The organism is Acidiplasma cupricumulans, assembly GCF_001402935.1.
Classification (GTDB): domain Archaea; phylum Thermoplasmatota; class Thermoplasmata; order Thermoplasmatales; family Thermoplasmataceae; genus Acidiplasma; species Acidiplasma aeolicum.
In genome coordinates, this window is record NZ_LKBH01000027.1 from 1 (window position 1) to 8,634 (window position 8,634).

Annotated in this window: 9 protein-coding genes and 1 tRNA gene; 6 read left to right on the forward strand and 4 right to left on the reverse strand. The window is 33.2% G+C overall.

The features are described from left to right. Positions 1 to 48: 48 nt before the first annotated feature. The 4 genes from AOG55_RS01055 (at position 49) to AOG55_RS01070 (ending at position 3,834) form a co-directional block, all read left to right on the forward strand. On the forward strand, positions 49 to 264 hold the full coding sequence (locus tag AOG55_RS01055) for a hypothetical protein (RefSeq protein WP_236688946.1): 216 nt from the start codon (positions 49 to 51) through the stop codon (positions 262 to 264). Between the two features lie 63 nt (positions 265 to 327). Further along, on the forward strand, positions 328 to 600 hold the full coding sequence (locus AOG55_RS01060) for a hypothetical protein (RefSeq protein WP_201779076.1): 273 nt from the start codon (positions 328 to 330) through the stop codon (positions 598 to 600). Between the two features lie 795 nt (positions 601 to 1,395). After that, positions 1,396 to 2,274: a pirin family protein gene (locus AOG55_RS01065; protein WP_054964141.1), complete on the forward strand. Its 879-nt coding sequence runs from the start codon at positions 1,396 to 1,398 to the stop codon at positions 2,272 to 2,274. A gap of 123 nt (positions 2,275 to 2,397) precedes the next feature. Next, complete coding sequence (locus AOG55_RS01070; RefSeq protein ID WP_054964142.1) at positions 2,398 to 3,834, forward strand: MFS transporter; 1,437 nt, start codon at positions 2,398 to 2,400, stop codon at positions 3,832 to 3,834. Between the two features lie 91 nt (positions 3,835 to 3,925). Here the strand turns inward: AOG55_RS01070 and AOG55_RS01075 are convergent, their stop codons facing one another. Beyond that, positions 3,926 to 5,932, reverse strand: a complete 2,007-nt coding sequence (locus AOG55_RS01075; protein WP_055040776.1) for an ATPase/DNA packaging protein — start codon at positions 5,930 to 5,932, stop codon at positions 3,926 to 3,928. 213 nt (positions 5,933 to 6,145) lie between these two features. Here AOG55_RS01075 and AOG55_RS01080 point away from each other — a divergent pair, with 213 nt between their 5' ends. Then, a complete protein-coding gene (locus tag AOG55_RS01080) occupies positions 6,146 to 6,622 on the forward strand; it encodes a pyrimidine dimer DNA glycosylase/endonuclease V (RefSeq protein ID WP_055040777.1) in 477 nt (158 codons plus the stop codon). A gap of 55 nt (positions 6,623 to 6,677) precedes the next feature. Here AOG55_RS01080 and AOG55_RS01085 read toward each other — a convergent pair. Next, positions 6,678 to 6,765, reverse strand: a tRNA-Met gene (locus tag AOG55_RS01085). A gap of 9 nt (positions 6,766 to 6,774) precedes the next feature. Beyond that, on the reverse strand, positions 6,775 to 7,407 hold the full coding sequence (locus AOG55_RS01090) for a 30S ribosomal protein S3ae (protein WP_048101419.1): 633 nt from the start codon (positions 7,405 to 7,407) through the stop codon (positions 6,775 to 6,777). Between the two features lie 238 nt (positions 7,408 to 7,645). Here AOG55_RS01090 and AOG55_RS01095 point away from each other — a divergent pair, with 238 nt between their 5' ends. Further along, positions 7,646 to 8,041 carry a metal-dependent transcriptional regulator gene (locus tag AOG55_RS01095; protein ID WP_048101418.1) on the forward strand — a complete coding sequence of 132 codons (396 nt, stop codon included), beginning with the start codon at positions 7,646 to 7,648 and terminating at the stop codon, positions 8,039 to 8,041. On the opposite strand, the gene AOG55_RS01100 is transcribed toward AOG55_RS01095, so the two are convergent. Continuing rightward, positions 8,038 to 8,610, reverse strand: a complete 573-nt coding sequence (locus AOG55_RS01100; protein ID WP_048101417.1) for a 2,3-diphosphoglycerate-dependent phosphoglycerate mutase — start codon at positions 8,608 to 8,610, stop codon at positions 8,038 to 8,040. The genes AOG55_RS01095 and AOG55_RS01100 overlap by 4 nt on opposite strands. Positions 8,611 to 8,634: the final 24 nt, after the last annotated feature.

The window sequence follows — 8,634 nt, forward strand, 5'->3', positions numbered from 1 at the left end:
TAATATTTAATTATATAATACAGTCTTATGGTAAATTCAATAATAGGAATGGAAAAAAATGGTAAAATATACATTCCCAAAGAAATAAGAGAAAACTATGGAACAAAATTTTTTATAGTTCCATACAGGGACAAAATTATACTTTATGATATTCCTGAAAATCCAATAGAGGACCTCATAAGGCTTGGAGAAAGGTTAAGGGATATACCGATCAAAAAATTAAAAAATGATATAAATGAGGAGGCTTATAATGACATACGCTGATACCGACTTTTTTCTGGCAATTTTAAAAATTCTGATTGGTTAAAGGAAAATGCAGTTAAGATTATGAAAAACCATAAAATTGAAACCTCAGAGGTAACATATATTGAATTAATGCTGCTGGCCAAAAAATATGATCTGGATTTTATTGAAATTAAAAAAGACGTTATGGCCATCTGCCATGAAAATAACAGTATGTATATTTTGGCCGCAGAGTATATAAAAAGTGGGGTTAATTTTTCCGATGCATTCCATGCAGCGCATTGCAATGGAGAAATAATTAGTTCTGACCACGTATATGACAAAATGGATATTAAAAGAATAAATTTAGAGGATTAATATTATCAACAATATGGTTTAAAACAATAAAATAATATTCCCATTGAAGAAGGTAGCCATAACCATCGGTATTGAATCATTTCCCATAATTGAATGTTACAAATAAAAAAATATGTATAATTAAAAAAACATATAATACATAATTACGTCTTTGATAACGCACATTTTTTAACAATAATTTGTACAAATAAAAGATGTAGTTATCAAAACTGGTAAACCCATATCATGTTAATGCATTATTGTATCAAGCTTTATAGAATACCAGAACCAAATATCAACATATATGCAATAAAATAATCAATTTTAAAATTTTTTGAGAATCCATAGGTGATGTGATTCCTGAAACAAGATCAAATTAATTATTTTTAGAACAAACATTATGTATACAGTATTTATGAAGAAATTGTAACCTAGAATTATTGATAGTAGATTGAAAATGAACATAATAACTGGCATTGAGATAATGAAGGATATTCATATATTTATTCACCCAGATGTTAAATACAAATAACATTTTCCATGCCTGTTTGGATAATTAATTAAGAAAAATATGCAATGTAAAAAATGTACGATGAGATGCAATTATTGAAGTTTAAACAGTGGTATAACATCTAGGCAACTCCAAGTATAAGGGGTGCAAAAGGCCAGGAGAATAATTAAAATTGCCAGTTATTAAAAGTTGAGACACCAATATCAAAAATTCTTTTAAATAATCAATGTTGAAGATATACAAATATTTATTTGATATAAATTCGTATAGAAAAAGTATTAAAATAATGAAAATATGTTAATAACATGTACAAAATTGCTGAATATATGTTTGAGGGTATGGAAACCCGGGATGGTGCAGGCGTTAAATTAAGGCGCATATTCGGGTCACAGCAAACAGTAAAATTAACCGATCCATTCCTGCTTCTTGATGCATTTGGTTCAAAAAATCCTGATGATTACCTTGCTGGTTTTCCATGGCACCCACACCGTGGAATAGAAACCGTTACCTATGCACTTAAGGGTAAGGTATATCACCGGGACAGTGAGGACAACTCCGGAACAATATATCCTGGTGATGTTCAGTGGATGACAGCCGGGAGCGGCATCTTCCATGAGGAAATGCCAAAATATATGGAGGATAATGCGGGAAAGATTCTGGATACAGAGCTTGCAGGATTTCAGCTTTGGATAAACCTGCCGGCATCACAGAAGATGTCAACTCCTGTATACAGATCCCTAAAATCAAATGAAATCCCTGAAATTTCAGGAGACGGCATACGTGTTAGGGTTATTGCCGGCAAATACATGAAAGTTCAGGGTATTTATTCTGGTGGAACTCAAGACATATCATATTTCCATATATCCATGGATCCTGAGGCACAGATAAAATACATATCGGCTGAGAATTACCGCGTTATTATATATATTATAAGCGGCAGCATTAAAATTTCTGGAAATACATTCATGGCAGGCAATGCAGTATCATTTTCACTTTCAGGTGATGAGATAGATGTTTATGCGGATGTTTCATCTGAAATTTTATTAATGTCTGGCAGGCCATTAAATGAACCTGTTTACTGGTATGGCCCGATTGTCATGAACACACGTGAACAGATTGAGGAGGCCATAAACGATATAAATAATAATAAGTTTGTAAGGGAAAAACATCCAGTAATAGACTAATTAAATCAATTTCATAAATAACTTTTTGACAAAAATTTTATAAATAAATAATTTATTATGATAAGTAATTTTGGGATTTAAAAATCCCGCTGCAGTGACCCGACTGCGTGAAGTGGAATAATTATGGAATCAAATGGTGAGAAAATAAAAACATATGTACTAATAAGTGTTTTTATAGGCACACTGATGTCCGCAGTAGATACCACAATAGTCCTGCTTGCACTGCCAACAATGACGGTTGATTTGAAGGCACCGTTTCTTTCAACGATATGGGTCATATTAATTTATCTTCTGGTGCTTGCAGCATTTACAACACAGCTTGGTAAAATTGGCGATATTTATGGCAGGGGAAGAATATACAACATTGGATTTCTCATATTTATACTAGGCTCTGGTATGGCCGGTGCGGCACCCAATGTCACATTTTTAATTTCATCAAGGGTAATACAGGGTTTTGGCGCCGTTCTTCTTCAGGCAAACAGCAATGCAATTATTGCCGATTACTTTACAAAGGGTACCCGCGGCAGGGCTTTCGGAATAACAAGCATGGGCTGGAATATAGGCGGAGTTCTGGGGATTGTCCTTGGCGGGGTCATAACAACGTTTATAGGCTGGAGATATATATTTTATATTAATGTTCCAATTGGCATAATTGGATGGTTAATTGCCGCAAAATACATAAAAGACAATAAAAAAATAAGCACAAAAATAGATGTGCCCGGTGTTATTATACTTGTTTCTATTCTATCTCTAATATCATATGGTTCTGTTGAGATCGCATCCGTTGGTGTAAACACAGTTAATATTATACTGGTTTTGGCAGGCATATTACTTATAGCACCATTCATAGCGGTAGAGGCAAGGTCCAAAAATCCATTGATGCAGCTAAAAGTATTTAGGATAAAAAAACTTTCATATTCATTAATGGCCGCAACCTTTCAGGCCATAGGATTTTTGGCCGTTCTTTTTATATTAATAATGTATCTTCAGGGTGTCAGGGGCTTCTCACCATTTTATGCATCGCTTATACTGGTTCCCGGATATTTATTATCAAGCGTTCTGGCACCAAGAATGGGAAGGCTATCCGACAGAATTCCCCCGGGTATTCTTTCAGGCACAGGCATTGCCATGATGGCCGTGGGTATAATAATATACCTGTTCCTTGGTGTATCCTCACCAATTTATATAGTTATAGCAGGTTCCCTTGTTACTGGCTTTGGGGGATCAATGTTCTGGCCATCAAATACAAGTGCGGTTATGTCAAACACACCAAGGGAATTTTATGGTTCAATTTCTGGTCTTTTAAGAACACTATCAAACATTGGCACATTGTTAAGCTATGTTATTGCAATAACTGTTGCAGCCGCCACAGTACCAAGAGATGTTACCTTTGAGGTTTTTCTGGGCATTGGCAGGCTCAACGGTGGGCTATCTGCAAAGTTTATTACCGGTCTCCACTCAGCATTAATTGTCTCCTTCATTATACTGGTACTTGGATGCATTTTCTCATATATAACCGTGTTACATGGCAGTAATAAAACTGTTGAAGAAACAGCATAAAATATTACATTGAAATAACATCTTTTTTAAATACCTGCATAAATATTTGTTTAAAAAAATCATTAACATAAATCATGTTTTTCATGCAAAACTAAATGATCCTTAAGCGGTATAAGGTGTCGTTTCCATAATAATAGCATTCAGAATATCCCAAACCGGTACCTCCGGGCAGGTTTTCAGTTTTAATTTCTATGTTTAGGATTTTATTCAAATTTTTTGACTCCTTCTGCCGGAATAAAAATACATGGCTTGAATTCTTAAAAATTGAATGTGATCTGATATTCATAAAAAAATCATCTATATTCTGTGTTATATTTATAATGGATGTCCCATAATGCCTGGAATTTCGTATAAAATTGTCTATGGTTTCAGCCGTTTCTGGATTGCCAAGAAGCAGGTGGCTTTCATCTATTACAACAAGCTTATGTCCATTATATGACCTTGCCATATTATTTATCTGTGCAAGTATAAAAATAAAATTAAGCATTTTTAAATCCTCCCTATCAAGGGAGTACCTAAATATTATTCTTTTATTATTTGCATTCACAGGAATTTTAATGTAATTGTTAATGTAATAATTTAATGATGATGAATGGTTACTTCCTGAATAATATTTATTAATGTCGGTTAAGATTTTTTTAATATCATTTCCGGGTTTTATATTATTTAGTGTATTTAATATATCAAGATATTTTACATCCCTTAATATTGTGCTTATAAACAGTGCAAGTATGGATTTTTCCTCATAGTTATCAACACTGAAATTTAAGTATTCACCGCTGGATGAGTTAATAATAAGGCCATCATCATACTCATTTAGGGGGTCTATGATAAATGCCATTTCATAGTATTCATGGAGGGATTTAAGAATTTTTTTGGTGAAGAAGGTCTTGCCAGAACCTGTTTCTCCAGTTATTATCATATTATATGACTGGTAATTAAACGGGTTAAAGTAAAATTTTTTATTATTTATGGAATTTATTGCAATTGCAGGGCATGATTTCTCATATTCAGAAAATGAGAGGGGCACCATACTGGAAAAACATTTTGACCCTATCAAATATTTATATCCATTTACATATAATTTTCTGAGGTTATAATTCCTGTATTTTAAATGATCTGAAATCTTGAATTCCAGCCCCATTGATTTTAGATGCTTAACGGTATTATCGGTGTTATTTTTCAGGTCAACCGGGTGTTCCGATTCTATTATTAAGGTCATATACATATCAAAAATTTTTTTAGAATCCTGCATATTTTTAATTGAATTTATCTGGTCCTTAATATTTACAGTCCTTGTGGATTTATTTCTGAATTCTGAAATTCTCTCTGCAAGCATCCTTTTTAATCTTACATCCTTATTTTTTATCGATTTTAGATTCAATACCGCTATGCAGGGGAAACTAAAACTATCAATAAGGAGGTTATATAGAAAATCCTGATCATAATTCGCATCATGTAGATCAAGAAGTGAGGCAAAATAATCATTGGTTTTTAAGAACGATTTAAAAAACCTTTCAGTTGTCAAAAATAAAATCCTGCTAATTTCTTCATGGTTATAAACCTGATTTTTAATTATTAATTTATTCTTTAATATAAACTCAGAATCATTTTTAATAATATCAATAATCCCTGATGAAATTATTAAAAAGGTTTTATAAAAATATGACCCATCTGCATATTTAACAGGCTTGGATATTATTGTTAATTCGGAATCAATATTCTCTATAAGTCCCTGAAATGATCCCATTATCCTGTTTTTATTTAAATTCATATAATAATTTCCGGTGTTTAATTCAAATGCTGAAATAAATTCTTTATCATTTAAAAAAATCCCATCATCATTTGTTTGATTAATACTGCTGGTTTTATAATTGATACTCTCTCTAAACGAATTATAAAATACCCAAATGTCTGTTTTATGGCCAAGAAAAATATACAGGTATATTATCAGAAAAATAAAAGGTATGTATATATTTATTTTAATTAAAACCGCGAATAAAGTAATTCCTATTATAATTACTAAAAAATTTTTGATAGAGATTCCAAAAACATACGGGGTATAATTATATGTATTTACAGGTATTTTAATTAACATCACCCTTACTTAATTTAACAGTATTTATATGCAAGGTAAGGCATGCTTAAACAATATTTAAGTCTTGAGTGGTATAATTAACCTAAAACCTGTTTAAGCCTTAAGAGTTTAATTCCCTGCCTAATTATTTATTAAATTGCGGATTATATAATATATGAGTTTATCAGGATTTTTTTAATAAATATTTTTAATATATGTGGCATAAAGATTTTAATGAGAATGTGGATGGTTAATCCAAAATATATGTGCAGCAGCCATCTGCTGGGAGAGCATAATGAAATACATATGGCCGTTGGATATTTAAGGGAAGGAAATCATTTGGGAAGGTACGCATCTGAAAAGCTCATACAGGTTAATACAATGTTATCAAGGCATAATCAACTTGTGGAGGAGATGCTATCACGCGGGTATAAACATAATAGCCCCCTAATTTTTGACCCCACGGAGATTGCAGGCCATTTATTTGAATGGGAACTGTCAGTGGTAATTGACCCAAAATATTCACTAAATATTCTAATGGGGCGCTGCAGTGGCTGCCGTGAGAGGTATCTGCAAAACATTGGTAGAATGGATCTTAGGGAAAAATGGGAGTATGCCATTCATAAGCAGCCAAATATTAATAACTCATCTGAAAAACCCAAAAGATATCAGGTGGAAAATGCCATGCAGCTTTTGGATGATATTCTTTAGGCAGTCCTTAAACAAAACATTAATTGTAAAAATTAACAATTAAATATTGCTGGTATGCCGGGATCGGGGATTGAACCCGAGGCCTTCGGATATCTCAGCATATGCTTATGAGTCCGACGCTCTGCCAACTGAGCCATCCCGGCATCTTTTTTTTAATTCTCCACTTCCTGCTCAACAGGTGTTTCATTTAAAACGGTCTGTTCAGATTTGCCCTCAACCTCTGAGCGGCGTATTTCTATTTTTTTAATTGGATATATATCCTTTAATGCATCACTTATATCATTGTATATATCATCGCCGATTAAGTAGAGTGCAAGCTCGGAAAGTTTCATATTTGCAGCCCTGTCACTAATGTATGATACAACTGTGGCCCTAACCTCGGCCCTTTTTGTTCCGGTTAACTTATTATCTGCAACAAGAACTATCTTTACAACGATTTTATACAAATCCTTTGTTGTTACTGCTGTTATAATATCTATTCTTTCCCTTCTTCTCCTTACCATCCTCCTTATTGCATCGTCGCTTACTTTGTGTCCTATGAATACTGTTGAGCATTTTTTACCAATACAGTTATCTATCTTGAAAAGCACCATGGATGATGATTTCTTAAAATTTCCAGTAAATTCTGATACAGGAACGGCCACAGTTCTATTTATTATATATCTTGGATCAGAACCGGGCGTTAATGCAATTTCCTTCTCACCAAAATATGAAGGTGCAACTACCGTATACCATGATTTTTCCTTCCATTTATCCTTTGTGTTAACCTTTCTTTTATCAACCATTTAATCCCCCGTTCACATTCACATTTGAATTTGATTATCCTATAGTGAAATACCTTATTGTTTATAAATTTATAATGTTTTCGTAAAAAGAAATGTAATTAATTATTTGTTTGAAAATATTGGTCTAAACAAAGAGGTGTTCATAAGGCATTAAGAAATCTAAATTACTGGGGAATTTCGGTTATGAAGCATACCCATAAAAAAGAAATATTTAAATATTTTAGCATAATACTAATTTATGGATATAACAAAAAAGGAAAGGGATTGTATTGTAGTTATTCACGATAATAGCAAACCTTTACCCTTAAGGCTTTCTGATGTGGCAGGTCTGATGAATATAAAACCACCCACAGCACATGAATTAATTAACAGGTTATTATCCAAAAACATAATTAAAAAGGAAAGGGGAATGATAACACTTACAGACTATGGGAATGAGATTTATAGTGAGATAATGATGGCCCATAGAACCCTTGAAATAATTTTAACAAGAAGCGGTGTTAACAGTGATAAGGCCTGCACACAGGTTGAAAAGGTAGATTATCTAATGGACACATCATCAATAGAAAAACTGCTTCAGACAATAGGGAATCCTGATAAATGCCCCCATGGAAAGCCGGTCCATGCAGTTTAAGATTTAAATATTTTTTTTATTCTGTCTGTAATAAGCAATGACCCTATTGAAAGGGGCTTTTTTCTTTTAACGTCTATAAATGACATGGATGCATATCTTATATCAATGCCAAAACTCTCCTCCTCATTAAGGTCAAGGTAATAACATATGGCGCATCTTATGGGAAATGCATGGCTGACTATTATGTACCTTCCATCATAGGAATTAATAAGGTCTATCATCCTTTCCATTTGGGACTGGAAGGACTCCATCCCAAGCTCCTCCCTTTTTTTATTTGGTATCTCTATTATCCTTTTTCCATCATAAACACCAAAATCCGATTCTATTGCCCTGTTATCAACAGTAATATCAAGGTTAACATAGGATGCCAGTATTTTTGATGTCTGAACCGCCCTCAGAACCGGACTTGATATTATACCTGTAAATTTCAAATTTTTAAGCTGCTCACCGGTGAATCGCGCCATTTCCTCCCCGGTCTCAGTTAACCCATATTTATTAAGGTCCCTTGAGAGTATGCCGGTTCTATTCGTATAGCTTTCGCCGTGCCTGATTAAAACAGCATAATCCATCCATGGAATATATATAATTAGTTA